The following is a 25,700-nucleotide window of genomic DNA, read 5'->3' on the forward strand; positions in this document are numbered from 1 at the left end:
CAGGCACCCGGCGATGCACACCCTGATCCTCGGCGGCCAGAAGAGCGGCAAGTCGCGTGCGGCCGAACAGCGCGCGGCCGACTGGCTGGCCGCCGGGGCAGGGCGGCGCGCGACGCTGATCGCCACCGCCTGGCCCGGTGACGACGAGATGCGCGCGCGCATCGCCCGTCACCAGGCCGACCGGGCGGCGCGGGCGCCGGGTCTGGCGACGCATGAACTGGCCGGCGGCATCGACGGCGACCTGGCGGCGGCCTTGCATCGCCTGGCCGCCGACCGGCATCTGCTGGTGGTCGACTGCCTGACGCTGTGGCTGACCCAGCTGCTGATGCCGCCGCCGGGGCTGCCGGTCCAGGACGCGGCCGCAGCCATCGACCGCCTGTGCGCGGCGCTGGCCGACGCGCCCGCGCCGGTCGTGCTGGTGTCCAACGAGATCGGCCTGGGCGTGATGCCGCTGGGCGCCGAGACGCGCCGCTTCCTCGACACGCTGGGCCTGCTGCACCAGCGCCTGGCCGGCCGGTGTGACCGGGTCACGCTGATGGTGGCCGGCCTGCCGGTGCACCTGAAGGGCGGTGCCGCATGAGGCGTTGGCTGTTCCGGCTGTTGTTGACGGGTTGGCTGGCCGTGCCGGCGGTCCATGCGGCCGACTCGGTCGGCCCGACCGCGCCGCGCCGCATCGTCTCGCTGCTGCCGTCGCTGACCGAATCGGTCTGCGCGCTCGGTGCCTGCGAGCGGCTGGTCGGTGTCGACCGTTATTCGAACTGGCCGGCCTCGATCGCCGGCCTGCCGCGACTGGGTGGCATGGACGATGCCCAGCTGGAGCGCATCGTCGCGCTGCGGCCGGACCTCGTGCTGGCGGCGCCGTCCACGCGGGTGGTCGACCGGCTGCGTGGCCTGGGGCTGCGCGTCGTCACGCTACAGGCCGAGAACCATGCCGAGGTGCAGCGCGCGCTGCGCCAGATCGCCGAACTGCTGGACGGCCGGCCGGACCGGGCCGACGCGCTGTGGTCCGGCATCGAGACCGAGCTGGCGCGGGCCGCGCAACGTGTGCCGCCGGCCTGGCGCGCTCGACGGGTCTATTTCGAGGTCTCGAGCTCGCCGCATGCGGCCGGCGCGTCCTCGTTCATCGGCGAGACGCTGGCGCGGCTGGGGCTGCGCAACATCGTCGACGCGGGCATGGGCCCGTTCCCGCAGCTCAACCCGGAATTCATCCTGCGCGCCCAGCCCGACCTGGTGATCGCGGCGACGCAGTCGCTGGCCGAGATGCCACGCCGACCGGGCTGGCAACGCCTGGCCGCGTTGACCGCGCACCAGACCTGCGCCTATGCGCCCGCCGCCTACGACATGCTGGTCCGGCCCGGCCCGCGCATGGGCGAGGGCGCCCGCCTGATCGCCGATTGCCTGGCCAGCCTGCCGGCGCCGGCGCGCTGACCGGACAGCCGAGAACAGCCGCCGATGCCCGCCGCCGAACGCCTGCGTCGCCTGCGCCTGGCGCTGGCCCTGCTGCTGCTGGGGACCGCCGGTCTGCTGGCGGGCCTGCTGGCCGGCAGCGAAGGCTGGGACCTGGCGGCGCTGCGGCTGTCGCCCGGCGGCGACCTGATCCTGTGGGACATCCGCGCGCCGCGCAGCCTGGGCGCGCTGCTGGTCGGCGCGCTGTTCGGGCTGTCCGGTGCGCTGGCGCAAGGCCTGTTCCGCAACCCGCTGGCCGATCCCTACCTGCTGGGCTCGGCGGCCGGTGCGTCACTTGGCGTCGTGCTGGTGCTGGCGGCCGGCGGGCTGCTGGGCGCGAGACTGACGCTGACCGGCGCGGACGCCCTCCAGCGCCTGGGCCTCGTCGGCGCGGCCTTCGTCGGTGCCCTCGGTGGCGTCACCGCGACGCTGCTGCTGGCGCGCGGTGCCGAACACACGACGCGGCTGCTGCTGGCCGGCGTCGTCGTCGGCGTGCTGCTGGGCGCGCTGAACGACCTGGTGACGCTGTTCTCGCCCGACGCGCTGCGCGGCAAGCAGTCCTTCCTGCTCGGCCAGACCGGCCTGCTCGGCTGGCCCAGCGTCGCGGCGCTGGCGCTGGCGCTGCTGGCGACGCTGCCGCTGGCCTGGCGCTTGTCGCGTGTTCTGGACGCCCTCGCGCTGGGCGAGGAAAGCGCCCGCAGCCTCGGTCTGGCGCTGCCGCGGCTGCGCGCCGCGCTGGTCGTGCTGATGGCGCTGGCCACCGGCACGGCGGTCGCGCAGGCCGGCCTGGTCGCCTTCGTCGGGCTGGTCGCGCCGCACCTGGTCGCCCGTTTCGTGCGGGCGCCGCACGGCTACCGGCTGGTCGCCAGCGCGGCGATGGGCGGCGTGCTGCTGCTGTGGGCCGACGTGATCGCCCGCAGCGTGATCGCGCCGCAGGAACTGCCGGTGGGCGTCTTCACCGCCGTGCTGGGCGGGTGTTACCTGCTGGTGCTGCTGTGGCGCAGGGGTCTGCGATGACGGCGGTGCTCGACTGCATCGACCTGGCCCTGGCGCCCGGCCCCGGCAGCGAGCCGGTGCTGCGCCATGTCGACCTGTCGATCGGCCCGGGCTGGACCGCCATCGTCGGCCCCAACGGCGCCGGCAAGTCGACCTTGTTGCGCGGCCTGGCCGGGCTGCTGGCGCCACGCGCCGGCCGTGTCCTGCTGGAAGGTCGCGAACTGGCGAGCTGCACGCCGCGCGAACGCGCCTGCCACATCGCCTGGCTGTCGCAGCAGGCCGATGCCGGCAGCGAGCTGACGGTGCACGACGTGGTGATGCTCGGCCGCCTGCCGCAGCAGGGCCTGTTCGGCCGGCCGAGCGCGCAGGACCACGCGATCGTGGCGCAGGCGATGCGCGACACCGAATGCGCCGACTGGGCCGACCGGCGCCTGTCGGACCTGTCCGGCGGCGAGCGCCAGCGGGCCTTGCTGGCGCGCGCGCTGGCGGTGCAGGCGCCGGTGCTGCTGCTCGACGAACCGACCACGCACCTGGATGCGCCGCACCAGGTCGCGCTGGTCCGGCGGATGCGTGAGCTGGGCCGTGACCGCACGGTGGTCAGCGTGCTGCACGACCTGTCGCTGGCGCTGGCGGCCGACCGGCTGGTCGTGCTGGAAGCGGGTCGCGTGCGGGCCGCCGGTGCCCGTGACGACCCGGCCGTGCACACCGCGCTGCGCGAGGTCTTCGGCGGCGCGATCCGGATCGAGCGGCTCGGTGACGAGTGGCTGGCCTTGCCTGACCTGGGGCTCACGCGATGAGCCACCCGCTGAGCAGACCGCTGAGTCGGACGATGTCACCGGGGCGCGCCGTCATGGTGCTGGGCACCACCAGCGGCGCCGGCAAGAGCTGGCTGGCCACCGCGCTGTGCCGCTGGTATGCGCGGCAGGGTCTGAGCGTGGCGCCGTTCAAGGCCCAGAACATGAGCAACAACGCCCGCGTCGTGCCCGGCCTGCCGGGGCCGGACGGCCGCACGCGGCTGGGCGAGATCGGCAGCGCGCAGTACTTCCAGGCGCTGGCCGCGCGCTGCGTGCCCGAGGTCCGCCACAACCCCGTGCTGCTCAAGCCCGAGGCCGACACGCGCAGCCAGGTCGTCGTGCTGGGGCAGGTCCGGCGTGACCTGGCCGAGGTGCCGTGGCGCGACCGCAGCGAGCGGCTGTGGCCCCAGGCCTTCGAGGCACTGGCGGCGCTGCAGGCCGACCATGACGTGGTCGTGATCGAGGGCGCCGGCTCGCCGGCCGAGATCAACCTGCACGCCAGCGACTACGTGAACATGCGCACCGCCCGGGCCGCCGATGCAGCCTGCCTGCTGGTCACCGACATCGACCGGGGCGGCGCCTTCGCGCACCTGTACGGCACCCACGCGCTGTTGCCGGCCGAGGAACGGGCCTTGATCCGCGGCTTCGTGCTGAACCGCTTTCGCGGCGATGCCGCGTTGCTGTCGCCCGGTCCGGAACAGCTGCAGGCGCTGACCGGCGTGCCGACGCTGGGCGTGCTGCCGATGTGGCGCGGCCACGGCCTGCCCGAGGAAGACGGCCTGCACGATGTCGACGCCGGCGCGGGCGGTCCGGCCGGTGCCGTGACGCTGCGCATCGCCGTCGTGGTCACGCCGCGCATCAGCAACCTCGACGAGTTCCAGCCGCTGCGCAACCTGCCCGGCGTGCGGCTGGTCTGGGCCCGCACGCCGGCCGACGTCGACGGCGTCGACTGGATCGTGCTGCCCGGCTCCAAGCACAGCCGCGCCGACCTGGCCTGGCTGCGCGCCCAGCGGCTCGATGCCGCGATCGCCCGCCATGCCGCCGCCGGTGGCGCGGTGCTGGGCATCTGCGGCGGGTTGCAGATGCTGGGCGAGGCGCTGATCGACCTCGACGGCGTCGAGGGTGACCCCACCGGCAGCGCTGTCGACGCCTGCATGCCCGGCCTCGGCCTGCTGCCGCTGGTGACCCGCTTCGAGCCCGACAAGCTGCTGCGGCCGGCCACCGCCACGTTTGCCACGCTCGACCCGTCCGGCCCGTGGGCGGCGCTGTCGGGCATCGGCTGGCAGGGCTACGAGATCCACCACGGCCGCAGCGTGCCGCACCCGTCGATGGCCGCGCCGCGAACGGCCTTGTCCGACGCCGACGGCGAACCGATCGGCTGGCAGGCCGGGCCGCGCGGCAACGTGCTGGGCCTGTACGCCCACGGCCTGTTCGAGTCGCCGGCGGTGCTGCGGGCGCTGTTCGGCACCGAGGTCCGCACGCTGGACGCCGTGTTCGACGGCCTGGCCGATTTCATCGACACCCACATCGGGCCGGCAGCCCTGCTCGATCTGCTGCAAGCCCGTTGAACACGAAGCCTTCCGACATGCCTGACCGCTCTCCCGATCGTGCGCTCGATCTCGACCTTGACGTCGTCCTGCCGGCCGTTGCCGCGCTGCACGACCCGGCCCTGGCCGCGCGCGTGCAGCACGCAATCGACCGCAAGACCAAGCCGCTGGGCGCCCTCGGTCAACTGGAGGCGCTGGCGCTGCAGCTCGCGCTGGTCCAGGGCCGTGACCTGCCCCGGCTGGAGCAGCCGCAGATGCTGGTGTTCGCCGCCGACCACGGCCTGGCCGCGCGGGGCGTGTCGGCCTACCCGTCCGACGTGACGGCGCAGATGGTGCTGAACTTCCTGCACGGCGGCGCGGCCGTCAGCGTGCTGGCGCGCCAGCATGGCCTGGCGCTGACGGTGGTCGACGCGGGCGTTCGGCAGCCGTTCGAACCCCACCCGCAGCTGCGCCGCTGCAAGGTCGCACCGGGCACGGCCGATGCGTCGCAGGCTCATGCGATGAGCCCGGCGCAATGCGCGCAGGCCATCGCGGTCGGCCGCGAGGTCGTCGCCAGCCTGCCCGGCAATGTGGTGCTGCTGGGCGAGATGGGCATCGGCAACACGTCGGCCGCCGCGATGCTGGTGGCGCGCCTGACCGATCACCCGATCGCCGCCTGCACCGGCCGTGGCACCGGGCTGGACGATGCCGCGCTGGCGCGCAAGACGGCCGTGCTGATCGAGGTCCTGGCCCGCCACGCCGAGGCGGTCGAGCCGCTGGCCGCGCTGGCCGCCTTCGGTGGCCTGGAGATCGCCGCGCTGGTTGGCGCGGTGTTGCAGGCGGCCGAGGAGCGGCGCGTGATCGTCGTCGACGGCTACATCGTCGGCGCGGCGGTGCTGGTCGCGCAGCGGCTGCGGCCGGCCGTGCTGCAGCGCTGCGTGTTCGCGCACCGCTCGCAGGAGCCCGGCCACCGTCTGCTGCTGGACCACTTCGGCGTGCGTCCGCTGCTGGACCTCGACCTGCGGCTGGGCGAAGGCTCGGGCGCGGCGCTGGCTTGGCCGCTGCTGGCGTCCGCCTGTCACGTCCTGGCCGAGATGGCGAGCTTCGAATCGGCCGGCGTCAGCGACCGCGCCTGAGCCGGCCACGACGATGTTCGCCCGAGCCTTCGAGCGCGTCCGCCACGAGCTGCGGCTCTACCTGATCGCGCTGCAGTTCTTCACCCGCGTGCCGGTGCCGGCCTGGGTCGGCTACACGCCCGAGTGGATGAACGCCAGCGCGCGCCACTACCCGGGCGTCGGCCTGCTGGTCGGGCTGTGGGGCGCGGCGGTGCTGGCGGCGGCGTCGGCGCTGTGGCCGGCGCCGGTGGCGGTCGGGCTGTCGATGGCGGCGACCGTCTGGCTGACCGGTGGCTTCCACGAGGACGGTCTGGCCGACACCTGCGACGGCCTGGGCGGCGCGGTCTCGCGCGAGAAGGCCCTGCTGATCATGAAGGACTCGCGCCTGGGCAGTTACGGCGCGCTGGGCCTGGTGGCGGTGCTGGGGCTGAAGGCGGCGGCCTTGCACGGCCTCGTCGGCCTGTCGGTGGCGCAGGCGCTGCTGGCCGGTGTCTGGGCCCATGCCGCTTCTCGGCTGGTGCCCGTGCTGCTGCTGGCCTGTCTGCCCTATGCCGGCGACGCCGAACACGCCAAGGCCAAGCCGATGGCGCAACAGGTCACGCGCGGCGGCGTGCTGGCCGCCCTGGGCTGGGTCGTGGCGCTGAGCGGGGTGCTGCTGCTGCTGACACCCGCGTCGGCACCGGCCTGGACGGGTGCGATCGGCGGGCTGATTCTGGTCACCCTGGCCTGCCGGCGCTGGTACCGTCAGCGCCTGGGCGGCTACACCGGCGACACGCTGGGGGCCGCGCAGCAGTTCGGCGAGCTGGCCGCGCTGCTCGGCTGGCTGGCCTTCGGGGGGTGACATGACCAACACGGAACGCGACCGCACGACGCCGCTGGCGCTCACGTTGCCGATGGCGCTGGCGGAGCTGCGCATCTGGCGGCATCCGCTCGCCGTCGGCGCCGCCGGGCGCTGCATCGGCCACACCGACCTGGCGGTCGACCGGCGCCGGGCCAAGCGGCTGGCCCACCGCATCCGCAGCGCGCAGCGCCGGTCCGGCGGGGCGCGGCTGATCCTGACCTCGCCGCTGCGCCGGGCGGCCGACGTCGGCCGCTGGCTGCAGCGCTGGGGCTGGCAGCACCGGATCGACACGCGCCTGTCCGAGGCCGACTTCGGCCACTGGGACGGCCGCCGCTGGGTCGACATCGACGTCGCCGACCTGACCGGCTGGACCGACGACTTCGCCGCCTGTCGCCCCGGTGGCGGCGAGAGCGTCGTGATGCTGCGCGAGCGCGTGCGGGCCCTGCTGGACGATCCGGCGCTGGCCGGCGCGGCGGTCTGGGCGGTCGGCCACGCCGGCTGGCTCAGTGCGCTGCGCACGCTGCACCTGGACCCGCCGCGCGCGATCGACTGGCCGGTCGCGCTGCGGCACGGCGGCTGTCTGCGGGTCCGCCCTGCCACCCGCCTGTCGACCTGACATGACCCACGACCGCCACCCGCGCCGCATCGTCTGCCTGACCGAGGAGACGACCGAGACGCTCTACCTGCTGGGCGAGCAGCACCGCATCGTCGGCATCTCCGGCTACACCGTGCGGCCGCCGCAGGCGCGGCAGGAGAAGCCACGCGTCAGCGCCTTCCTGAGCGCGAAGATCGACCAGATCCTGGCGCTCGAACCCGACCTGGTGCTCGGCTTCTCGGACCTGCAGGCCGACATCGCCAGCACGCTGATCCGCGCCGGGGTGCCCGTGCACGTCTTCAACCACCGGACGGTCGACGGCATCCTCGGCTCGATCCAGATGGTCGGCGCGATGGTGGGGGCCCATGAACGCACCGCCGCGCTGATCGCCGAACTGCAGGCCGGGCTGGACGCCGTGGCCGAACGGGCGGCGCGCTTGCCGCGTCGCCCGCGGGTCTACTTCGAGGAATGGATGGACCCGCTGATCTCCGGCATCGGCTGGGTCAGCGAGCTGATCGTGCGGGCCGGCGGCGAGGAGTGTTTCCCCGAACTGGCCGGCCGCTCGCTGGGCCGTGACCGGATCATCGCGGACCCGGCCGAGGTGCTGCGGCGCGCGCCGGAGCTGATCCTCGGTTCCTGGTGCGGGCGCAAGTTCCAGCCCGCGACAGTCGCCGCCCGGCCCGGCTGGGACACGCTGCCGGCGGTGCGCGACGGCCAGGTCTTCGAGATCAAGTCCAGCGAGATCCTGCAACCCGGCCCGGCCGCGCTGACCGACGGGCTGCGCCGGATCGAGGCGCGCATCCAGGCCTGGGCCACCCTGCACGCCTGACGCGCACGCGGCCGGTCGACCGCTGGCCTCAGCTGGCGCTCGTCTTGGGCGTGAAGTCGCAGCAGTCGGCCACCGCGCAGGCCGCGCAGCGCGGCTTGCGGGCCTGGCAGACGTAGCGGCCGTGCAGGATCAGCCAGTGGTGGGCGTCGACCCGGAAGCGTTCGGGGATGCGTTCGAGCAGCTTCAGCTCGACCGCCAGCGGCGTCTTGCCGGGCGCCAGCCCGGTGCGGTTGGAGACCCGGAAGATGTGGGTGTCGACCGCACAGGTCGGCTCGCCGAAGGCCACGTTCAGCACCACGTTGGCGGTCTTGCGGCCGACGCCGGGGAGGGCCTCCAGCGCCTCGCGGCTGCGCGGCACCTGGCCGCCGTGGCGGGCGAGCAGGATCTCGCAGGTCTGGATCAGGTGGCGCGCCTTGCTGCGGTACAGGCCGATGGTGCGGATGTGCGACTCCAGCCCTTCGAGGCCGAGCGCCAGGATCCGCGCCGGCGTGTTGGCCACCGGGAACAGCCGCCGCGTCGCCTTGTTCACGCCGACATCGGTCGCCTGGGCCGACAGCAGCACGGCGGCCAGCAGCTCGAACACGGAGCTGTATTCGAGTTCCGACGCCGGCATGGGGTTCGCGGCCTGCAAGGTCGTGAAGAAACGCTGAATCTGGGTGTCTTGCATTCGGTCAAGTCTAGAGTTCTTCAGGGACTGGCCGATATAGAGGAAAAGGCCACCGGCTAACGGCACCGACTTCGGGTGATCACCTGCAATCGTTTGTAGTGGTTCAGCGAAACTACTACAGATGCATGTGGGTGTTTCGGTGGCGCGGCGCGGTCACCATGCGTGACACACCCCAGATTGGATGAACCAAGATGCCACGCGTGATCGACAACCCCCTGCTCCTGGACGACCCGGCGACCGCCGCGGGGGTCCGCGACCGCTCGCGCGACATCGGTGCCCTGGCCTGGACGCTGCTGCTGCTGGGCCTGCTGGGTTGGGCGAGCGCGATGGCGATTCCGTTCCGGCCGCCGACCCTGCTGCCGACCGCCGGCCTGCTGGCCGTGACCGGACTCGGGCTGCTGCGCCGCGAAAGGTGGGCCCGGCCCGCGACCATGGCGCTGTTCATCGGCCTGATCCTGGCGCAGCTGGGCCAGCGCTGGCTGGAGGTCAGCCTGCTGAACCCCATCCTGGATGCCTTCGGCGGCGTGCATCTGGCCGGGCGATTTGCGGCTGCCACGCTGATTCATCAGCCACTGCCGCTGCGGCTCGGTGGCGCCATTGGCGGCGCACTGCTGTGCGTGGTGATGGGCTGGTACGTGGTGCGCCTGGGCAGCCACGCGGTCCGCATCGAGTTCGATTCGCGCCGCTGACGATCCGGCACGGCGGCGTTCAACGGCCGGCGACATCCCCGTCGACATAGAACCAGCGCCCATCGCGGCGCTCGAAGCGGCTGGTCTCGACCAGCCGGTGCGCCCGGCCACCGAGCTTGCTGCGCGCCACGAACCGCACCGTCTGGTGGTCGGCATCGATGACGCGGTGTTCCTGGATCTCCAGCCCGAGCCAGCGCAGGCCCGGCTCGTTGGCGGTCAGGTCGGCCGGGCAGTGCGCGGCGTCCCAGGTCGCGCGCAGGTAGTCCAGCCGGTCCAGCACATAGGCGCTGTAGCGCGATCGCATCAGGGCCAGCGCGTCCGGCGCCTGCAGGTGCTGAGCGCCGGCGTGGTAGCGGCCGCAGCAGTCGGACAGCCGCAGCCGGCGGGACGTGCCGAGGTCGCAAGGGCAAGGAGCCTGGTCGGCGGGGCTGGCAGGGGCCGGGTTCTTCATCTGGCGGTGCTCGGTGGCGGGGCTGAGTGGGGGGTGTCGTGCGGCGGTTCCGGCCGCGGAGCATAGTGCGCGGCGCCCGATAATCCGCGCCGTTCCAGACCCCCCGACACCATGCTGTTCGTCCTCTCGCCCGCCAAGTCGCTCGACTACGAGACCCCCACCCGCGTCAGCGCCACCGAGCCGCGCTACGTGGCCGAGGCAGCCGAGCTGATCGGCATCCTGCGCCAGCGCAGCCCCGCCGAGATCGCCGAGCTGATGGACCTCTCGGACACGCTGGCCACGCTCAACGTGGCCCGCTACGGTGCCTGGCAACCGGCGTCCGACCGCCGCAACAGCAAGCCTGCCGTGCTGGCCTTCAACGGCGATGTCTACGACGGCCTGGATGCCCGCAGCCTGGGCGCCGCCGACCTGCGCTGGGCCCAGTCGCATGTGCTGATCCTGTCGGGCCTGTACGGCCTGCTGCGCCCGCTCGACGCGTTGCAGCCCTACCGCCTGGAGATGGGCACGCGGCTGGCGAATCCGCGTGGCAAGGACCTCTACGACTGGTGGGGCGACACGATCTCGCTGGACCTGGCCGAGCGCCTGGCCGGCGAGCGTTCGCCGGTGCTGGTCAACCTGGCCTCGCAGGAGTACTTCAAGGCCGTGCGCCGACCGGTGCTGCAGGCCGCCGGCCCGGTCCGCGTGGTCGACTGCGTGTTCGAGGACTGGAAGGACGGCGACTACAAGATCATCAGCTTCCACGCCAAGCGCGCCCGCGGGCTGATGGCGCGTTACGCGATCACGAAGCGCGTCCAGCGCGTCAGCCAGCTGCTGGCCTTCGACCTGGGGGGCTATGTCCATGCGCCCGAGGTGTCCGGACCGGACCGGCTGGTGTTCCGGCGTCGGCAGGAAGGTTGATCAGGTGACAACTCGTCGCATTCCTGGGCGCGGCGACCAGCGCCGCCGCGATGCCCGACGCGACAATCCCTCGATGAGCACGACGACCATGACCCGCCAGACCGCCACCCCCGAACTGCGCCAGTGGATCATCGAGCAGGCCCGCGCCGGACATGGCCCGGAGGTCGTCCTGGCGTCGATGCGCGAAGCCGGCTGGCAGGAAGACGTCGCCGTCGCGGCGCTCGAGGAGACGCTCAGCGACTACCTGGCCGAGCAGGGCGTGGCGGTCGACCTGCCGCCGGGCTCGGTGGTGCCGGAGCCGGCCCTGGAAGGCTCGCCCGTCCACCTTGACCTGCCCGACCGCCGCGTCACCGTGCTGACGCAGATGCGCCTGCCGCGCGTGGTGGTGTTCGGCGGTTTCCTGTCCGACGAGGAATGCGACGCGCTGGTCGCGCTGGCCGATCCGCGCCTGGCCCGCTCCGAGACGGTCGACAACGACACCGGCGGCAGCGAGGTCAACGAGGCCCGCACCAGCGAGGGCATGTTCTTCGGCCGCGGCGAGAGCGAACTGATCACCCGCATCGAGGCCCGCATCGCGGCGCTGCTCGACTGGCCGGTCGAGAACGGCGAGGGCGTGCAGGTGCTGCACTACCGCCCGGGCGCCGAATACAAGCCGCACTACGACTACTTCGACCCGGCCCAGCCGGGCACGCCCACCATCCTCAAGCGCGGCGGCCAGCGGGTCGGCACGCTGGTGATGTACCTGAACACGCCGACCCGCGGCGGCGCGACGACCTTCCCGGACGTCGCACTCGAAGTCGCGCCGATCAAGGGCAACGCCGTCTTCTTCAGCTACGACCGCGCCCACCCGGTCACCCGCACGCTGCATGGCGGCGCGCCGGTGCTCGAGGGCGAGAAGTGGGTTGCCACCAAGTGGCTGCGCCAGGGCCGGTTCGACTGATTTCCCCGCTTCGCTGCTGAGCCGTCCTCCCCCGCTTCCCCGAACCATTCCAACGATTCCCCGAGACAGGACCTGACCGATGACCCGCTCCTCCGCCACGCTCGCCCTGCTGCTGGCCACGCTGCTGACCGCCACCGCCGCCACGGCGCAGACCGGCACCACGACCATCGTGCTGCCGACTCCGGTGCCGGCCCAGCCGACGGCCGCGCCGGTGGCACCCGCCGCCGCGCTGGGCGAGATGCCGGCCGCGTCGCAAGCTGCTGCGACGTCGAAGTCGTCGCGCGCCGCAGAGAAGGCCGAGAAGGCCGACAAGGCGGCCGCGCGCAAGGAGCACGCCCAGAAGGACCACACGCAGAAGGACCACACCCAGAAGGCCGCGACCGCCAAGGCCGACAAGGCCGACAAGGCCGACAAGGCCGCCGCCCGCAAGGCCAAGGCTGAAGCGGGTGCCGGCAAGGTTGCGCAGAAGGCCGGCAAGACCGTCAAGGCCGACAAGGCGGTGAAGGTCGGCAAGGCCGAGAAGGCGGCGGCAGCGAAGGCCGAAAAACGGGCCGAAAAGCGGGCCGAACGCAAGGCCGCCCAGGCTGCGGCGGCCAAGGCCCAACGCAAGCCGCTGCAGGACGACGGCTCGCGCCCCTGACGTCAGCCGTCGACGGCCACCGCCAGCGGCACCGTCTCGCCCGGGCGCGGCACCCGCGCCGGCCAGCCCAGTTCGCGCGTGATGCGCAGCCTCAGCGCATCGGCCGCCGCCGGTTCGCCGTGTACCACCAGCACCTGCTGGGGAACCCCGGGCAACTGCCGCATCCAGTCGATCAGTCCGGTCGCGTCGGCATGGCCCGACATGCCGCGCAGGTGATGCACCTCGGCGCGCACCGGCACGATCTGGCCCATCACCTTGATCTCGCGCGCGCCGTCGACCAGCCGGCCGCCCCGGCTGCCGGCCACCTGGTAGCCGGGGAAGACGATGCTGTGGCGTGGCTCCGGGGCCATCGCCGCCAGATGGGTCAGCACCCGGCCGCCGGTGGCCATCCCGCTCGACGACAGGATCACCGCCGGCCCCTTGCGGCGCGCCAGCCGGCGTGAATCGGCCGCGTCCTCGACGGCGGTGACGCCCTCGCACAGCGTGCGCAATTCCGCCTGCGACAGGCGCATCAGCCGGGCGTGGGCCAGGTGGATGCGCGTGGCGGCCTGCGCCATCGGGCTGTCGAGGTAGATCGGCAGCGACGCCGGGATCTCGCCACTGCGGCGCAGGCGCTGCAGCAGCAGCATCAGCGCCTGGGCGCGTCCGACCGCGAAGGTCGGCATCAGCACGCTGCCGCCGCGTCCGGCGGTCTCGCGCACGATCGCGCCAAGGCGGGCCTGCTGGTCGACGTCGTCGTGCAGCCGGTCGCCGTAGGTGCTTTCGACCAGCAACAGGTCGGGCGAGTCGGGCACGGTCTGTGGCGCGCGCATCAGCAGGTCGTCGACACGGCCGACGTCGCCCGAGAACACCAGCGTGTGCAGGCGGTCGCGCAGCGTCACCGAACAGGCGCCGAGCAGGTGGCCGGCCGGCGTCAGGCGGGCGGTCAGGCCACTGGCGGGGGTGAACTCCTTGCCCGGCGTGATCGGCCGCATCAGCTCGATCGCCCGGGCCGCATCGCGCCGGGTGTAGAGCGGCCGGGCCGGCAGGTGGCGCGACCAGCCGCCGCGGTTGGCGCGCCGCGCGTCCTCTTCCTGCAGGTGCGCCGAATCGAGCAGCAGCACCTCGGCCAGGTCGCGCGTGGCCGGACTGCACCAGATGCGGCCGCGAAAACCCTCGCGCACCAGCGCCGGCAGCCAGCCGCTGTGGTCGAGGTGGGCGTGGCTGAGGATGACCGCGTCCAGCGCGACCGGCGCGATGCCCAGGGGCAGCCAGTTGCGTTCCCGCAGCGGTTTCCAGCCCTGGAACAGGCCGCAGTCCAGCAACACGCTGGCGCCGTCGGCACCCCGCACCAGGTGGCGAGAACCGGTCACGCAATCGGCGGCGCCGAGGATCTGCACCTGCATGGTCTGCTCCTGTCGGGACGGGGTGACATGGAGCATCGCCGACGCTGCGCGGGTGCGCCAGACGGGTCTGCCGCTCTCTTGATCTGGCCTAAATCACGCCGATTGATTTGCTTGCCACAGATCAAGTCCCTTTGGACAAGTCATTGACAAAGATGAACGAAAGCCAACACCGTGGGAAAAGCCCCCAGTCGGCGGACTGGTGTAACAAGACGCTAGCTGACATGATCGGGTCATTGCAGTTGTGAACAATCGCACAAAGTTCAGCAGTGCAATCCCCCATTTGGAGGTATTCATGGCAGCGCTTCCGGCCTTTTCCGACACCGGCTTGCCCGCCCCTGGCGCGGCGGTGCGGGTGCGGGCGGCCCGGATCAGGGACTGGTCGCGCCTGCAGGGCCTGATCGCCCAGGTCTTCCCCGATGTCGACGAGGCCACCATCGGCCACTGGCTCTGCGACGAGCGCCACAAGCTGGCCGTCGCGTTCACCGCGATGGGCCTGGTCGGCCTGGTCCGGATGCAGGTCCATCCGGGTGAACGGATCACCGAGGTATCCGCCCTGGGCGTCCTGCCGGCTGCGCGCGGCCAGGGTGTCGCCCGTGCGTTGATGAACTATTGTGAAGAGGTCGCCTGTGCTTGCGGGGCGCCGAGTCTGGAGCTGGAGTTGCCGGCAGAAGCTCGCGACACGCAAGCCTTTTTTCAGCATCTGGGTTATGTGACCCAGAAGCGCGCGGATCGTCGCCCCCAGTCGGGTGACGTCCGCTGGGTCCGCCGAGCCCCCTTGCCGACGTGGCCGGACTGGGAACTGCGCCGCGAACACGCCCCGCGCGTGCCGCCGGCCACCCTGCAGCGGCTGGCGGTGCGGGCGCTCTACGGCGCCTGGGTCGGCACCGCCCGATCGCACTGAACGGCTCCAGCGCCGCCAAAAGCAAAGACGCCCCGAGGGGCGTCTTTTTCATGGTCAGGCGACGAAGGCTCAGCGCGTCGGCTTCGGGCGGTTCAGCGCAGCCGGTGCGCTGCCACGCGGCCCGTTCGAACCGGGGCCACGGCCTTGGGCGGGGCGACCACCACCGCCACCACCATTGCCGCCACCACCACCACCCGAGCCCTGCGGCCGGGCGCCGGCCTGCGCCGGACGGCCCTGGCTGCCCTGGCCACCACCGCCAGCCGGGCGCGCCGCCGGACGGCCACCACCACCACCACCGCCACCGCCACCACCGCCCGACGGGCCGCCACCGCGCCGCTGCGGTCCGCCGTTCAGCGTCCGGCGGCCGATCTGGATCGGCTCGGGGCGCTCGCCCGGATCGGGCTCGTAGCCCTTGACGGTCTCGCTCGGGATGCTGCGCTTGATCAGCTTCTCGATGTCGGCCAGGAAGCCTTCCTCGTCGACGCAGACCAGCGACAGCGCCTCACCCTGCGCGCCGGCCCGGCCGGTGCGGCCGATGCGGTGCACGTAGTCCTCGGGGACGTTGGGCAGCTCGTAGTTGATGACGTGCGGCAGCTGGTCGATGTCGATGCCGCGCGCCGCGATGTCGGTGGCCACCAGCACCGTCAGGTCACCGGTCTTGAACTCGGCCAGCGCCTTGGTGCGCGCGCCCTGGCTCTTGTTGCCGTGGATCGCCATCGCGCTGATGCCGGCCTTGTTCAGGAACTCGCACAGGCGGTTGGCGCCGTGTTTCATCCGCGTGAAGACCAGCACCTGGTGCCAGTTCTGGCTCTGGATCAGGTGGGCCAGCAGGTCCTTCTTGCGCTCGCGACCGACGCGGATGACGCGCTGGGCGATCGTCTCGGCGGTGGTGTTGCGGCGAGCGACCTCGATGACCTGGGGCTTGTTCAGCAGCCGGTCGGCCAAGGCCTTGATCTCGTCGCTGAAGGTGGCCGAGAAGAGCAGGCTCTGCTTCTTCGCCGGCACGATCGCCAGCACCTTCTTGATGTCGTGGATGAAGCCCATGTCGAGCATGCGGTCGGCTTCGTCGAGCACGAAGAACTGGACCTGGCCCAGGTCCAGCGTGCCTTGCTGGTGGTGGTCCAGCAGGCGGCCCGGCGTGGCGACGAGGATGTCGACGCCACGGCGCAGACGGTCGACCTGCGGGCCCATGCCGACACCGCCGAACATGACCATGCTGCTGAGCTGCAGGTACTTGCCGTAGGTGCGCACGCTTTCCTCGACCTGGGCGGCGAGTTCGCGGGTGGGGGTCAGGATCAGCGCGCGGATGGCCGGGCGGCCGTTGCGGTTCTTGACCGGCTCGCCGGCGGCAAGCTGGTGCAGCAGGGGCAGGGTGAAACCGGCGGTCTTGCCGGTGCCGGTCTGCGCACCGGCCAGCAGGTCACCACCGGCCAGCACGGCGGGGATCGCCTGGCGCTGGATGGGGGTGGGCGTCTCGTAGCCTTCCTCGCGCACGGCGCGCAGGATGGGCTGGGCCAGGCCCAGGTCGTCAAAACTCATGGAGGGATGGTTGCCCGCTCGGTGGCGGGGCGACGGGCTGCAGGCTTCCAAGGCGGAAGCGCCAGTCGTGGAGCCCATCGGTGCAGGAAGGTCGGAGGTGACCGACGCGGCCAGACTGGAGTGGCTGCATCTGGACGGGATTGTAGGCGCTGGCGGGTTGCGCTTGATGCGCTGCAGCATCGAATCCCGAGCGAGAGCCTCCGGGCCGCTTTCGTGTGAACTGAAATGGTGCGTGAAGCCTGAATTGGTGCGGCGCGCCGGCTTGTCTGCCGTCTGATGGTGCATGCCCTGACGTTGCCGGACGACCTGCACCTTGACGCAGCGCGAGGCACCGACATGGGTACGGTGCTTGCTATGTTGGTGCGCTTTGCGGCCCGCCGGCCGTGCGGCTTCCCACCGACCGACACAGACAAGATCGCCATGACATCCAATCCCCCGGGCGCCGACGCGCTCTTCATCCTGCTGGGCGCCATCATGGTGCTGGCCATGCACGCGGGCTTCGCGTTCCTGGAGCTGGGCACGGTGCGCCAGAAGAACCAGGTCAATGCACTGGTCAAGATCCTGGTCGACTTCGCGGTCTCGACCATCGCCTATTTCTTCGTCGGCTACACGGTGGCCTACGGCATCGACTTCTTCACCGGCGCCGACACGCTGGCACAGAAGAACGGCTACGAGCTGGTCAAGTTCTTCTTCCTGCTGACCTTTGCGGCGGCCATCCCGGCGATCGTCTCGGGCGGCATTGCCGAACGCGCCCGCTTCGGCCCGCAGCTGGTGGCGACCGCGCTGATCGTGGCCTTCATCTACCCGCTGTCCGAAGGCGTCGCCTGGAACCGCCACTTCGGCCTGCAGGACTGGCTGGCCGCGACCTTCGGTGCCGACTTCCACGACTTCGCCGGCAGCGTCATCGTGCATGCCGTCGGGGGCTGGATCGGCCTGGCCGCCGTGCTGCTGCTGGGCGCGCGGTCCAACCGCTACCGCAAGGACGGCGCGATGAGCGCACATCCGCCGTCGAGCATCCCCTTCCTGGCCCTGGGCGCGTGGATCCTGACGGTCGGCTGGTTCGGCTTCAACGTCATGAGCGCCCAGACGCTGGACAAGATGTCCGGTCTGGTCGCCGTCAACTCGCTGATGGCGATGGTCGGCGGCACGCTGGTGGCGGTGCTGATGGGCCGCAACGACCCCGGCTTCGCCTACAACGGCCCGCTCGCCGGCCTGGTGGCCGTCTGCGCGGGTTCGGACCTGATGCACCCGATCGGCGCGCTGATCGTCGGCGGCGTGGCCGGCGCGATCTTCGTGCAGCTGTTCACCCTGACCCAGAACCGCTGGAAGATCGACGACGTGCTGGGCGTCTGGCCGCTGCACGGCCTGTGCGGCGCCTGGGGCGGAATCGCCTGCGGCATCTTCGGCCAGCACGCCTTCGGTGGCCTGGGCGGCGTCAGCTTCATGAGCCAGCTGATCGGCACGCTGCTGGCGATCGTGTGGTCGCTGGCCGGCGGCCTGGTGGTCTACGGCCTGATCCGCAAGTTCTTCGGCATCCGCCTGAGCCAGGAAGAGGAATACGAGGGCGCCGACCTGTCGATCCACCGCATCGGCGCCACCCCGGACCGCGACGTCAACTGGTGATCGGCCTCACATCTTCAGTTCGAGCCTGAGGCTCCAGCTGGTCTCGCTGGGCTCGAAGCTGGTCGTGGTCGACCGGATCGCGTTGCCGGCATCGGTCGACGCGACCGTCGTGGTGCTGGTCTCGTCGCGTGGCAGCAGGTTGCTGGCCGACAGGCGCAGCTGGGCGACCGGGCTGAAGCGCCACAGCGCATAGGCGTCCAGCACGCGGCGCGCGTCGGTCGTGCTGCGCTGCGTGGCCGACTGTTGCACCGCGTAGGCGGGTGTCAGCGCGAGGTTGCCGCCCAGCGTCAGCGGCAGCTGCCGCAGCCGGTAGTCGGCGCCGAGGCCGGCGGTCCAGCCGGGCTGCTGGTCGAGCCGGTTGTCGGGCCCGGCGATGCCGTCCACCCGCGAACGGAACACCGAGCCGTTGGTGCGCAGCTCCACCGGCGCGGCCTGGGCCACCGCCTCGTCGAGACGGAACTTGGCCTCCAGCTCGATGCCCTCGGTCGTCGCGTTGCCGACGTTCTGCGGCCGCGACACGTAACGCGGCACGCTCGACCAGCTGACGCTCTCCAGCTGCGTCTGGTTGCGGATCAGGTCATGGATGCGGCGGTGGAAGATGCTCGCGCTGAGCACGCCGCCGCCGTCCAGGTAACGCTCGAAGGCGAGGTCCAGGCCGGTCGCCAGCTCGGGCCGGATGTCCGGGTTGCCGGCCCGGTCGGGGCTGCTCGCGGTGTTCGCGCCGGCGGCCGGGAAGCGGCTGTTGATCGACGGCCGCGCGGCGATGTTCTGCAGCGTCGGCGCGCGGTAGCTGCGCGTCAGGCTGGCGCGGATCTGGTCACGGCCACCTTCCTCCAGGCGGTAGATCGCGTGCAGCAGCGGGCTCAGCACCTGGCTGGTGTTGTCGACCGTGCCGGTCGACAGGTCGCTGCGGGTGTTGATGGCCTCCCAGCGCAGCCCGCCGTGCACAGCCCACTGGCCGGTGATGGCCCATTCGTCCTGCGCCCACAGCGCGCTGCGGGTGGTGCGCGCCGAGAGGTTGTCGCCGAAGTCGGCCAGCAGCGAACTGGTCGTGCCCGCAGGCAACAGCGTCTGGACGCTGCTGCGGCTGTCGTCGCGCTGGCCGCGCTCGAACTCCCAGCCGGTCGCCAGCTGATGGTCGCCGCCGAGGTTGCGGGTCAGCTTGCCGCCGGTGCTCCACCAGCGTTCGTCGATCGCGCTGACGTCCTGCTGGCGGCGGTTGTCGGCGCCGGCCAGCGACTCGGTGCGGCGGGTGTCGGCGTCGAAGTTGGAGCGGCTCGTGCTGGCCCGCGCCTCCAGCCGGGTGCCGCCCTCGAAGCGGCTGTTCCACTGGCCGTTCAGGCGCAGCAGCCGGAACTCGCGTTCGGCCTGCTGCGCGCTGGCGTCGTAGTCGGGCGTGCCGGCGTCGGTGCGGCGCGTGCCGCGGGTCTCGCCGCCGCCCTTGGACAGGATCGCGAACGGCGACAGCGATAAGGTGTCGGCCGGGCCGAGCTTCCACTGCAGCCTGCCGCCCAGGTGCGCGGCGTTGCGCCAGTCGCGGCTGTCGCTGGTGTCGGTCTGGTCCAGCGTGACGGTCTCGGCGCCACCGGCCAGCGGCGTGCTGGTCTCGCGCGTCGTGCTGCGGCTGGTGGTCAGCCGGTCGCTGCGCATCAGGTGGGCGTTGAGGTTGTAGCTGAGGTCGCCGACCTGATCGGCCCGGCTCCAGCTGGCGCTCGGGTGCAGGTGGTTGTCCTCGTCGGTCACGCCCAGGTTGATGTTGTTCAGGCGCTTGCGCACGTCCTCGCGCAGGACGATGTTGATGGTGCCGGCGATCGCCTGCGCGCCGGTCTCGGCGGTCGGGGCGCGCAGCACCTCGATGCGATCGAGCTGTTCGGGCGTCAGGTCGTCCAGCGACATGCCCGCGCCCATGCGCTCGCCGTTGATCAGGATCTGCGTGTAGCCGCTGCCCAGCCCGCGCATGCGCACGGCGCCGCCCCGGCCGGGCCGGCCGCCCAGCGTCACGCCGGGCAGGCGCTTGAGGACCTCGGCGACGCTCTGGTCGGCATAGCGGTCGAGCTCGTCGCGGCCGATGATGGTCTTGGCGGCGGTCGACTCGCGGCGGATTGCGGTCTCGACCGCCGCGCCGGTGATCTCCACCCGTTCGAGCTGCACGACGCCGTCGTCGGCAGGACGCGCGGTGTCCGCAGCGGGTGAGGCAGCCGGTGAGGCAGGGGCTGGCGCCGGATTGTTCTGGGCGAGGGCGCCGGCCGGCAGCAGGGCCGAGGCCAGCAGCAGGGCCAGCGGGCGAGGGGAGAGCGGCAAGGTGGGCATGTCGGTTGACGGGTCTCGGTTCGAGTCTTCTTCGGATGGGATCGCGGACCGGCCGATTGTCCGGGTGCGGCCGCATGCCTGCAGCCGCGTCCGCGACGGGCCTGCATGACAGATGGAACCGAAGCACGCGCGATGGCCCCGTTTAGACTCGCGCCCCATGACCCGGACCCCCGACCACGATCCCCGTCCCGCCACCCGCCGCGACCTCGAAGGCCGGCACATCGTGCTGGGCCTGAGTGGCGGCATCGCCTGCTACAAGTCGGCCGAGCTGCTGCGCCTGCTGGTCAAGGCCGGTGCCGATGTCCACGTCGTGATGACCGAAGGCGCGCAGCGCTTCATCACCGCCGAGACGATGCAGGCGCTGTCCGGGCATCCGGTCGCCACCGACATCTGGGACGGCCGCGAGCCCAACGGCATGCCGCACATCAACCTGACGCGTGGCGCCGACGCGATCCTGGTCGCTCCGGCCACGGCCGACTGCATCGCCCGGCTGGCGCAAGGCCGGGCCGACGACCTGCTCGGCCTGACCTGCCTGGCGCGTCCGTGGGGCAGTGGCGCCGACCGCGTCCCGCTGGTCATCGCGCCGGCCATGAACCGCGAGATGTGGGCGCACCCGGCGACGCAGCGCAACCTGCGTCAGGTCGTCGCCGACGGTGCGATCGCGCTGGGCGTGGAGGCTGGCGAGCAGGCTTGCGGCGAGGTCGGCGACGGCCGGATGCTGGAGGCGCCGCAGATCGTCGAGGAGCTGATCGCCGCCTTGTCGCCCAAGCCGCTGGCGGGCGTGTCGGTGCTGATCACCGCCGGCCCGACCTTCGAGGCGATCGACCCGGTGCGCGGCATCACCAACCTGTCGAGCGGCAAGATGGGTTTCGCGATTGCCCGGGCGGCCCGCGAGGCCGGTGCGGCCGTGACGCTGGTCGCCGGCCCGGTCCACCTGGACACGCCGCGCGGCGTGCGCCGCATCGATGTCCGGTCGGCCAACCAGATGCACGACGTCGTGCTGCCGGCCGCCGCGCAGCACGATGTCTTCGTGGCCACCGCAGCGGTGGCGGACTGGCGTCCGGCGGCGCTGAGCCAGCACAAGATCAAGAAGGACGGCAAGAAGGTCGCCCCGACCTTCGAGCTGACCGAGAACGCCGACATCCTGGCCGCGGTGGCCGCGCTGCCGCAGCCGCCGTATTGCGTCGGCTTCGCCGCCGAGAGCGAGAAGCTGGCGCTGCATGCGCGCGAGAAGCTGGTGCGCAAGAAGGTGCCGCTGATCGTCGGCAACCTCGGTCCGGCCACCTTCGGCCGCGACGACAACGCGCTGCTGCTGGTCGATGCGGAAGGCGAACAGCCGCTGCCGGCCGATGGTCGTCCGCTCGACAAGCTGGCGCTGGCGCGCGAGCTGGTGCGCGAGATCGCGGCCCGGCTGTCGCGCCGTTCCTGAGACATCTCCCGGTACCCGGCCCATGACGACCTGCATCGACTTCAAGATCCTCGACGCGCGCCTGCGCGAGAACCTGTCGGCGAACCTGCCCGCCTACGCGACACCCGGCTCGGCCGGCCTGGACCTGCGCGCCTGCGTCGACGCGCCGCTCGAACTGGCACCCGGCGCCAGCGTGCTGATCCCCACCGGCATGGCGATCCACATCGGCGACCCGGGGCTGGCGGCGGTCATCCTGCCGCGCTCCGGGCTGGGCCACAAACACGGGTTGGTGCTGGGCAACCTGGTCGGCCTGATCGACAGCGACTACCAGGGCCCGCTGATGGTCAGCGCCTGGAACCGCAGCGCCACGGCCTACACGATCACGCCGATGGAGCGCATCGCCCAGCTGGTGATCGTGCCGGTGGTGCAGGCCGCGTTCCGCGAGGTCGACGACTTCAGCGCCACCGAACGCGGCACGGGCGGTTTCGGCTCGACCGGGCGCGGCTGAGGCGCCCTCAGTGCAGGTGCTGGCTGGCCGGCGCCAGGCTCAGCAGGCTGAGGCCGTCCTTGTCGACGCTGCGCTGGCTGGCTTCCTCGTCGGTGGCCTCGCGCACGTCGATGACCTTGAGCTGCAGCACCAGCGCGATGCCGGCCAGCGCGTGGTTGCCGTCCAGCACGACGTGGCTGTCGTAGACCTCGGTGACGGTGTAGATCACGTCACGCGGCAGGTCGGGCGTCTGGCTGCCCTCGGGCGGGCCCTCGAACTGCATGCCGGTGGCGATGGCCTCGGGAAAGATGTTGCGGGCCTCGAAGAACACCAGGTTGGCGTCGTACTCGCCAAAGGCGTGTTCGGGCTCCAGGTGCAGCGTGGCCTCGAAGCCGGCGCCTTGTCCGGCGATCACTTCCTCGACCTTGGCGAGCAGGTCGTCGCCGCCGTAGAAGAACTCGACCGGTTCGTCGAGGTGGTCGATCAGGTTGCCGTGGGCGTCTTCAAGTCGCCAGCTCAGGCTGACGACGCAGGGTGCGGTGATGAGCATGGCGGGAATCATCGCATGCGTGATGGCGCCCGGCAGAATCCGTGCCATGCCCAAGAAGCCCACCCAGACCTCCGCAGCGGCCGCCCAGCGCCCGCATCCCGATGCCGCCGTCACCCCGCTGGACCAGCCCGGCGCCCTGCTGGGCGGCCTGAGCGCCGATGCCTTCATGCGCCGCCACTGGCAGCGCAAGCCTTTGCTGGTCCGCCAGGCGCTGCCGGGCGTGCAGCCGCCCCTGTCGCGCACCGAGCTCTTCGCGCTGGTCGAACGCGACGACGTTGAATCGCGCCTGATCCGCCGCGAAGGCGAACCCGGCCAGGAAGCCTGGCACCTGCGCCGCGGCCCGATGCCGCGCCGTGCCTTGCCGCCGGCCACCCGCGCCGGCTGGACCGTGCTGGTGCAGGGCCTGAACCTGCATGTGCCGGCGGCCGAGGACATCCTCAACCGCTTCCGTTTCGTGCCCCAGGCCCGGCTCGACGACCTGATGGTGTCCTGGGCCAGCGACGGCGGCGGCGTCGGTCCGCACTTCGATTCCTATGACGTCTTCCTGATCCAGGTGCAGGGCCGGCGTCGCTGGCGCATCGGCCGCATGCCCGACGCGCAGCTCCGCCCGGGTCTGCCGCTGAAGATCATCGACGGTTTCGTGGCCGAACAGGAATGGGTGCTGGAGGCCGGCGACATGCTTTACCTGCCGCCGGGCTGGGCCCATGACGGCGACGCGGTCGGCGGCGACTGCATGACCTGTTCGGTCGGCTTCCGGTCGCCCGGGCGCAGCGAACTCGCCCGCGAGACGCTGCTTCGACTCGCCGATGCGGTCGACGACGAGGCCGATGCCGGCGCGCGTCCGCCCGTCTACCGCGACCCGGGGCAGGCCGCCACCGCGACGCCCGGCCGCGTCCCCGCCGAGCTGCACGACTATGCGCAGGCGGCGCTGACGCGGGCCCTCGCGCAGCCCGGCGCGCTGGCGCAGGCGCTCGGCGAGTACCTCAGCGAGCCGAAGGCGCAGATCAGCTTCGACCCGGGCCGCACACTGCCGGAAGGCTGCGGCGTGCGACTGGATCCGCGCACCTGCCTGCTCTATGACGACCTGCGCGTCTACTGCAACGGCGAGTCCTGGCGTGCCGCCGGACGAGACGCCCGCACCCTGCATCAGCTGGCCGACGCCCGCGTGCTGGACGCCGCCACCGTCGCCAAGGCCAGCCCGGCGCTGCAGGAGTTGCTGACCCAGTGGGTCGAGGATGGCTGGTTGCTGCCGGTCTGATGGGTTGGAGGTTCGAGGGCGCACCGCTTGCGTGCGCCTTCAACACAACGCTGCACCCATGCCAATACATGGATCAGCGATAACCCTGACTGTCAACTGGGAACTTTTTGACCGGGTATGCCTCTCGGGTCAGCTTGTCAACCGGGTTGACCATGTATCATCGCGGGCTGGACGCGAATTCATTTTGAATTTTCGTATCCGACCTGGTCCGAAGCTGTTGGCGCGTGCTGTACGCCCTCAAGCCAAGATCGATCCCGCATTGTCACCACTGCAATCTACTGTCTGAGGACACAAGCATGAACAAGTCGCTCCTGATGGCCGCCCTGATCGCTGCCGCTGCCCTGGCCGCGTGCGGCAAGAAGGAAGAAGCCGCCCCGGCCGCGCCGGCCGCTGCTCCCGCCGCTGAAGCTTCGGCTCCGGCTGCTGCGCCCGCCGCCTCCGAAGCCGCTGCCCCGGCTGCTTCCGCTGCTTCGAACTGATCCTCTTCAGTCAAGTCAGTGCAAGCCGCCTTCGGGCGGCTTTTTTTCGCCCGTACCAAAGCAAGAAGCCACCCGAGGGTGGCTTCTTCGTGGGCGGTCGGTCGCTCAGCGCAGTTCGTTCAGCAGCAACTGGGCGATGTTGCGGGCCGATTCATCGCCCGGCCGTGCGGTGGCACCTTCGGATTCCAGCACCGCCACCGTGCTCGCGCTGTTGCCCTGCGCCACGACCTTGACGCGGTAGCGGCGGCCGGTGGCCTCGGGCTTGTCCTTGCCGAACAGCCGCGACAGCAGGTTCGGGGCTTCGGCGCCGGCCAGCTTCGGGTCGATGTAGCGGACGAAGTAGGTGCCCTGGCTGCGGTCACGGTCCTCGACGGTGAAGCCGCTGCGGTCCAGCGCCAGGCCGACACGACGCCAGGCGCGATCGAAGCCGTCGTCGAGCTGCAGCGTCGTCGAACCCGCCGCGCCTTCGAAGCGCGCGCGCGCCGGGCTGGCCGGTGCCGACGTCACGGTCTTGGTGGCATCCGCGAGTGCGGCAGGGGTGGGCGCGGCGTTCGCGGTGGCCGGGGCCAGCGCCAGCATCAGGCGGGCCAGCATCTCGGCTTCCAGGCTCGGATCGGACGGCCGGGTCTGCCAGCGCACCAGGTTCGCCGAGGTCCGGTTGTCGGCGGCCACGACCTGCGAGGCGCCGGTGTGCGAGATCGAGATCTCGGTGCCCTGGCTGCTGCGTTCCACCAGCATGCGGTAGCGATCGCGCTCGCCGCTGTCGGACAGGCCGTCGAAAGCCTTGGCCAGCAGACGGCTCAGGCCTTCCTGCGGCAGCTTGGCGCGGTTCTGCTTCCAGTCGGTCTCGATCAGGCCGAGCTCGGGCTTGTCGGTCGTCAGCGTGTAGCCGTTGCTGCGCCAGTACTCCTGCAGACGCGGCCAGAGCTGCTCGGGCGTCTGCTTGCTGACGAGCCAGCGCTGGTTGCCGATGCGCTCGATGCGCAGCGAGGCATCGCCCGACGGCGCCACCACCGGCGCTGCCGCCGCCGACGGCGCCGTGGTCGCCGGCCTTGCGGCGGCGGCCTGGGCAGCGCCCTGCAGCGCGTTGGCGCTGATCGGGGCGCCGGTGGGCGGCTGGTAGCGCGGATCGCTCGACAGCTGCGTCAGGTCGGGCGGCACCGACAGCGTGCCCGGCGCCTGCGCGTTCGACTGGTAGTCGACCTTGGCGCTGCCGAAGGTGTTGGAGATGGCCTGGCAGCCGGCCAGACCTTGGGCGGCCAGCAAGGCCAGCAGCGGCGCGGCCAGCGGGATCTTGCGGGTCGTGTTCGAGCGGGAGATCGTCATCGTCATCG

At 71.8% G+C, this 25,700-nt stretch carries 26 protein-coding genes; 19 read left to right on the forward strand and 7 right to left on the reverse strand.

Annotation, left to right across the window (positions count from 1 at the left end; all coding sequences use genetic code 11):
* The first annotated feature begins 13 nt into the window (after positions 1 to 13).
* The 9 genes from ACWA7K_RS05830 to ACWA7K_RS05870 are packed head-to-tail and all read left to right on the forward strand — an operon-like array spanning position 14 to position 8,142.
* Positions 14 to 580, forward strand: coding sequence for a bifunctional adenosylcobinamide kinase/adenosylcobinamide-phosphate guanylyltransferase (locus tag ACWA7K_RS05830; protein WP_456166557.1), 567 nt, complete (start codon positions 14 to 16; stop codon positions 578 to 580).
* Positions 577 to 1,428, forward strand: a complete 852-nt coding sequence (locus ACWA7K_RS05835; RefSeq protein WP_456166559.1) for an ABC transporter substrate-binding protein — start codon at positions 577 to 579, stop codon at positions 1,426 to 1,428. The genes ACWA7K_RS05830 and ACWA7K_RS05835 overlap by 4 nt, the downstream gene beginning before the upstream one ends.
* A gap of 24 nt (positions 1,429 to 1,452) precedes the next feature.
* Positions 1,453 to 2,463, forward strand: coding sequence for a FecCD family ABC transporter permease (locus ACWA7K_RS05840; protein ID WP_456166561.1), 1,011 nt, complete (start codon positions 1,453 to 1,455; stop codon positions 2,461 to 2,463).
* Complete coding sequence (locus ACWA7K_RS05845) at positions 2,460 to 3,239, forward strand: ABC transporter ATP-binding protein (protein WP_456166563.1); 780 nt, start codon at positions 2,460 to 2,462, stop codon at positions 3,237 to 3,239. The genes ACWA7K_RS05840 and ACWA7K_RS05845 overlap by 4 nt, the downstream gene beginning before the upstream one ends.
* Positions 3,240 to 3,271: 32 nt before the next feature.
* Positions 3,272 to 4,804: a cobyric acid synthase gene (locus ACWA7K_RS05850; RefSeq protein ID WP_456166565.1), complete on the forward strand. Its 1,533-nt coding sequence runs from the start codon at positions 3,272 to 3,274 to the stop codon at positions 4,802 to 4,804.
* A 17-nt stretch (positions 4,805 to 4,821) separates the two neighbouring features.
* Positions 4,822 to 5,898, forward strand: a complete 1,077-nt coding sequence (gene cobT / locus ACWA7K_RS05855; protein WP_456166567.1) for a nicotinate-nucleotide--dimethylbenzimidazole phosphoribosyltransferase — start codon at positions 4,822 to 4,824, stop codon at positions 5,896 to 5,898.
* A gap of 13 nt (positions 5,899 to 5,911) precedes the next feature.
* On the forward strand, positions 5,912 to 6,718 hold the full coding sequence (gene cobS, locus ACWA7K_RS05860; RefSeq protein ID WP_456166569.1) for an adenosylcobinamide-GDP ribazoletransferase: 807 nt from the start codon (positions 5,912 to 5,914) through the stop codon (positions 6,716 to 6,718).
* Position 6,719: 1 nt separating this feature from the next.
* Positions 6,720 to 7,334 (forward strand): histidine phosphatase family protein, encoded by a 615-nt coding sequence (locus ACWA7K_RS05865; RefSeq protein ID WP_456166571.1) that lies wholly within the window; start codon positions 6,720 to 6,722, stop codon positions 7,332 to 7,334.
* A 1-nt stretch (position 7,335) separates the two neighbouring features.
* A complete protein-coding gene (locus ACWA7K_RS05870; RefSeq protein ID WP_456166573.1) occupies positions 7,336 to 8,142 on the forward strand; it encodes a cobalamin-binding protein in 807 nt (268 codons plus the stop codon).
* A 28-nt stretch (positions 8,143 to 8,170) separates the two neighbouring features.
* On the opposite strand, the gene nth is transcribed toward ACWA7K_RS05870, so the two are convergent.
* Positions 8,171 to 8,809: an endonuclease III gene (nth, locus tag ACWA7K_RS05875; RefSeq protein WP_456166575.1), complete on the reverse strand. Its 639-nt coding sequence runs from the start codon at positions 8,807 to 8,809 to the stop codon at positions 8,171 to 8,173.
* A 200-nt stretch (positions 8,810 to 9,009) separates the two neighbouring features.
* On the opposite strand from nth, the gene ACWA7K_RS05880 reads away from it, so the two are divergent.
* The gene (locus tag ACWA7K_RS05880) at positions 9,010 to 9,498 is read left to right on the forward strand and encodes a hypothetical protein (protein WP_456166577.1); all 489 of its coding nucleotides are present in this window, start codon (positions 9,010 to 9,012) and stop codon (positions 9,496 to 9,498) included.
* Positions 9,499 to 9,517: 19 nt separating this feature from the next.
* Here the strand turns inward: ACWA7K_RS05880 and ACWA7K_RS05885 are convergent, their stop codons facing one another.
* Positions 9,518 to 9,949, reverse strand: coding sequence for a YchJ family protein (locus tag ACWA7K_RS05885; protein ID WP_456166579.1), 432 nt, complete (start codon positions 9,947 to 9,949; stop codon positions 9,518 to 9,520).
* A 111-nt stretch (positions 9,950 to 10,060) separates the two neighbouring features.
* Between ACWA7K_RS05885 and yaaA the strand changes: the two genes are divergently transcribed.
* The 3 genes from yaaA (at position 10,061) to ACWA7K_RS05900 (ending at position 12,426) form a co-directional block, all read left to right on the forward strand.
* Positions 10,061 to 10,846: a peroxide stress protein YaaA gene (gene yaaA / locus ACWA7K_RS05890; protein ID WP_456166581.1), complete on the forward strand. Its 786-nt coding sequence runs from the start codon at positions 10,061 to 10,063 to the stop codon at positions 10,844 to 10,846.
* A gap of 73 nt (positions 10,847 to 10,919) precedes the next feature.
* Positions 10,920 to 11,786, forward strand: a complete 867-nt coding sequence (locus tag ACWA7K_RS05895; RefSeq protein WP_456166583.1) for a 2OG-Fe(II) oxygenase — start codon at positions 10,920 to 10,922, stop codon at positions 11,784 to 11,786.
* 79 nt (positions 11,787 to 11,865) lie between these two features.
* On the forward strand, positions 11,866 to 12,426 hold the full coding sequence (locus tag ACWA7K_RS05900; protein WP_456166585.1) for a hypothetical protein: 561 nt from the start codon (positions 11,866 to 11,868) through the stop codon (positions 12,424 to 12,426).
* 2 nt (positions 12,427 to 12,428) lie between these two features.
* On the opposite strand, the gene ACWA7K_RS05905 is transcribed toward ACWA7K_RS05900, so the two are convergent.
* Entirely contained in the window at positions 12,429 to 13,811 is a 1,383-nt protein-coding gene (locus tag ACWA7K_RS05905) for an MBL fold metallo-hydrolase RNA specificity domain-containing protein (protein ID WP_456166587.1), read from the reverse strand.
* Positions 13,812 to 14,103: 292 nt separating this feature from the next.
* On the opposite strand from ACWA7K_RS05905, the gene ACWA7K_RS05910 reads away from it, so the two are divergent.
* The gene (locus ACWA7K_RS05910; protein WP_456166589.1) at positions 14,104 to 14,712 is read left to right on the forward strand and encodes a GNAT family N-acetyltransferase; all 609 of its coding nucleotides are present in this window, start codon (positions 14,104 to 14,106) and stop codon (positions 14,710 to 14,712) included.
* Positions 14,713 to 14,781: 69 nt separating this feature from the next.
* On the opposite strand, the gene ACWA7K_RS05915 is transcribed toward ACWA7K_RS05910, so the two are convergent.
* On the reverse strand, positions 14,782 to 16,251 hold the full coding sequence (locus ACWA7K_RS05915) for a DEAD/DEAH box helicase (protein WP_456166591.1): 1,470 nt from the start codon (positions 16,249 to 16,251) through the stop codon (positions 14,782 to 14,784).
* Between the two features lie 420 nt (positions 16,252 to 16,671).
* Here ACWA7K_RS05915 and ACWA7K_RS05920 point away from each other — a divergent pair, with 420 nt between their 5' ends.
* A complete protein-coding gene (locus tag ACWA7K_RS05920) occupies positions 16,672 to 17,874 on the forward strand; it encodes an ammonium transporter (RefSeq protein ID WP_456166593.1) in 1,203 nt (400 codons plus the stop codon).
* A gap of 6 nt (positions 17,875 to 17,880) precedes the next feature.
* Here the strand turns inward: ACWA7K_RS05920 and ACWA7K_RS05925 are convergent, their stop codons facing one another.
* The gene (locus ACWA7K_RS05925) at positions 17,881 to 20,184 is read right to left on the reverse strand and encodes a TonB-dependent receptor plug domain-containing protein (protein WP_456166595.1); all 2,304 of its coding nucleotides are present in this window, start codon (positions 20,182 to 20,184) and stop codon (positions 17,881 to 17,883) included.
* A gap of 157 nt (positions 20,185 to 20,341) precedes the next feature.
* Between ACWA7K_RS05925 and coaBC the strand changes: the two genes are divergently transcribed.
* Both coaBC and dut read left to right on the forward strand, forming a co-directional pair.
* Positions 20,342 to 21,613: a bifunctional phosphopantothenoylcysteine decarboxylase/phosphopantothenate--cysteine ligase CoaBC gene (gene coaBC, locus ACWA7K_RS05930; protein WP_456166597.1), complete on the forward strand. Its 1,272-nt coding sequence runs from the start codon at positions 20,342 to 20,344 to the stop codon at positions 21,611 to 21,613.
* 22 nt (positions 21,614 to 21,635) lie between these two features.
* Entirely contained in the window at positions 21,636 to 22,100 is a 465-nt protein-coding gene (gene dut / locus ACWA7K_RS05935; RefSeq protein WP_456166599.1) for a dUTP diphosphatase, read from the forward strand.
* 7 nt (positions 22,101 to 22,107) lie between these two features.
* On the opposite strand, the gene ACWA7K_RS05940 is transcribed toward dut, so the two are convergent.
* Positions 22,108 to 22,629: an FKBP-type peptidyl-prolyl cis-trans isomerase gene (locus ACWA7K_RS05940; RefSeq protein ID WP_456166601.1), complete on the reverse strand. Its 522-nt coding sequence runs from the start codon at positions 22,627 to 22,629 to the stop codon at positions 22,108 to 22,110.
* Between the two features lie 46 nt (positions 22,630 to 22,675).
* Between ACWA7K_RS05940 and ACWA7K_RS05945 the strand changes: the two genes are divergently transcribed.
* Positions 22,676 to 23,887, forward strand: coding sequence for a JmjC domain-containing protein (locus tag ACWA7K_RS05945; protein ID WP_456166603.1), 1,212 nt, complete (start codon positions 22,676 to 22,678; stop codon positions 23,885 to 23,887).
* Positions 23,888 to 24,183: 296 nt separating this feature from the next.
* Positions 24,184 to 24,366 (forward strand): hypothetical protein, encoded by a 183-nt coding sequence (locus tag ACWA7K_RS05950; RefSeq protein ID WP_130480235.1) that lies wholly within the window; start codon positions 24,184 to 24,186, stop codon positions 24,364 to 24,366.
* Positions 24,367 to 24,471: 105 nt separating this feature from the next.
* On the opposite strand, the gene bamC is transcribed toward ACWA7K_RS05950, so the two are convergent.
* Positions 24,472 to 25,698, reverse strand: a complete 1,227-nt coding sequence (bamC, locus tag ACWA7K_RS05955) for an outer membrane protein assembly factor BamC (RefSeq protein ID WP_456210387.1) — start codon at positions 25,696 to 25,698, stop codon at positions 24,472 to 24,474.
* Between the last annotated feature and the right edge of the window lie 2 nt (positions 25,699 to 25,700).

The organism is Leptothrix mechoopdaensis (SeqCode) (assembly GCF_053893855.1).

What these genes read in the sequence shown, in the direction of transcription:
- ACWA7K_RS05830 (WP_456166557.1), top strand. Translation starts at nt 14, where the DNA reads ATGCACACCCTGATCCTCGGCGGCCAGAAGAGCGGCAAGTCGCGTGCG.
- ACWA7K_RS05920 (WP_456166593.1), top strand. Translation starts at nt 16,672, where the DNA reads ATGACATCCAATCCCCCGGGCGCCGACGCGCTCTTCATCCTGCTGGGC.
- yaaA (WP_456166581.1), top strand. Translation starts at nt 10,061, where the DNA reads ATGCTGTTCGTCCTCTCGCCCGCCAAGTCGCTCGACTACGAGACCCCC.
- cobS (WP_456166569.1), top strand. Translation starts at nt 5,912, where the DNA reads ATGTTCGCCCGAGCCTTCGAGCGCGTCCGCCACGAGCTGCGGCTCTAC.
- nth (WP_456166575.1), bottom strand. Translation starts at nt 8,809, where the DNA reads ATGCAAGACACCCAGATTCAGCGTTTCTTCACGACCTTGCAGGCCGCG.
- ACWA7K_RS05835 (WP_456166559.1), top strand. Translation starts at nt 577, where the DNA reads ATGAGGCGTTGGCTGTTCCGGCTGTTGTTGACGGGTTGGCTGGCCGTG.
- ACWA7K_RS05885 (WP_456166579.1), bottom strand. Translation starts at nt 9,949, where the DNA reads ATGAAGAACCCGGCCCCTGCCAGCCCCGCCGACCAGGCTCCTTGCCCT.
- ACWA7K_RS05915 (WP_456166591.1), bottom strand. Translation starts at nt 16,251, where the DNA reads ATGAGTTTTGACGACCTGGGCCTGGCCCAGCCCATCCTGCGCGCCGTG.
- ACWA7K_RS05910 (WP_456166589.1), top strand. Translation starts at nt 14,104, where the DNA reads ATGGCAGCGCTTCCGGCCTTTTCCGACACCGGCTTGCCCGCCCCTGGC.
- ACWA7K_RS05870 (WP_456166573.1), top strand. Translation starts at nt 7,336, where the DNA reads ATGACCCACGACCGCCACCCGCGCCGCATCGTCTGCCTGACCGAGGAG.
- ACWA7K_RS05905 (WP_456166587.1), bottom strand. Translation starts at nt 13,811, where the DNA reads ATGCAGGTGCAGATCCTCGGCGCCGCCGATTGCGTGACCGGTTCTCGC.
- ACWA7K_RS05865 (WP_456166571.1), top strand. Translation starts at nt 6,720, where the DNA reads ATGACCAACACGGAACGCGACCGCACGACGCCGCTGGCGCTCACGTTG.
- ACWA7K_RS05950 (WP_130480235.1), top strand. Translation starts at nt 24,184, where the DNA reads ATGAACAAGTCGCTCCTGATGGCCGCCCTGATCGCTGCCGCTGCCCTG.
- coaBC (WP_456166597.1), top strand. Translation starts at nt 20,342, where the DNA reads ATGACCCGGACCCCCGACCACGATCCCCGTCCCGCCACCCGCCGCGAC.
- ACWA7K_RS05850 (WP_456166565.1), top strand. Translation starts at nt 3,272, where the DNA reads ATGTCACCGGGGCGCGCCGTCATGGTGCTGGGCACCACCAGCGGCGCC.
- bamC (WP_456210387.1), bottom strand. Translation starts at nt 25,698, where the DNA reads ATGACGATGACGATCTCCCGCTCGAACACGACCCGCAAGATCCCGCTG.
- ACWA7K_RS05900 (WP_456166585.1), top strand. Translation starts at nt 11,866, where the DNA reads ATGACCCGCTCCTCCGCCACGCTCGCCCTGCTGCTGGCCACGCTGCTG.
- dut (WP_456166599.1), top strand. Translation starts at nt 21,636, where the DNA reads ATGACGACCTGCATCGACTTCAAGATCCTCGACGCGCGCCTGCGCGAG.
- ACWA7K_RS05845 (WP_456166563.1), top strand. Translation starts at nt 2,460, where the DNA reads ATGACGGCGGTGCTCGACTGCATCGACCTGGCCCTGGCGCCCGGCCCC.
- ACWA7K_RS05925 (WP_456166595.1), bottom strand. Translation starts at nt 20,184, where the DNA reads ATGCCCACCTTGCCGCTCTCCCCTCGCCCGCTGGCCCTGCTGCTGGCC.
- cobT (WP_456166567.1), top strand. Translation starts at nt 4,822, where the DNA reads ATGCCTGACCGCTCTCCCGATCGTGCGCTCGATCTCGACCTTGACGTC.
- ACWA7K_RS05895 (WP_456166583.1), top strand. Translation starts at nt 10,920, where the DNA reads ATGAGCACGACGACCATGACCCGCCAGACCGCCACCCCCGAACTGCGC.
- ACWA7K_RS05840 (WP_456166561.1), top strand. Translation starts at nt 1,453, where the DNA reads ATGCCCGCCGCCGAACGCCTGCGTCGCCTGCGCCTGGCGCTGGCCCTG.
- ACWA7K_RS05945 (WP_456166603.1), top strand. Translation starts at nt 22,676, where the DNA reads ATGCCCAAGAAGCCCACCCAGACCTCCGCAGCGGCCGCCCAGCGCCCG.
- ACWA7K_RS05940 (WP_456166601.1), bottom strand. Translation starts at nt 22,629, where the DNA reads ATGCTCATCACCGCACCCTGCGTCGTCAGCCTGAGCTGGCGACTTGAA.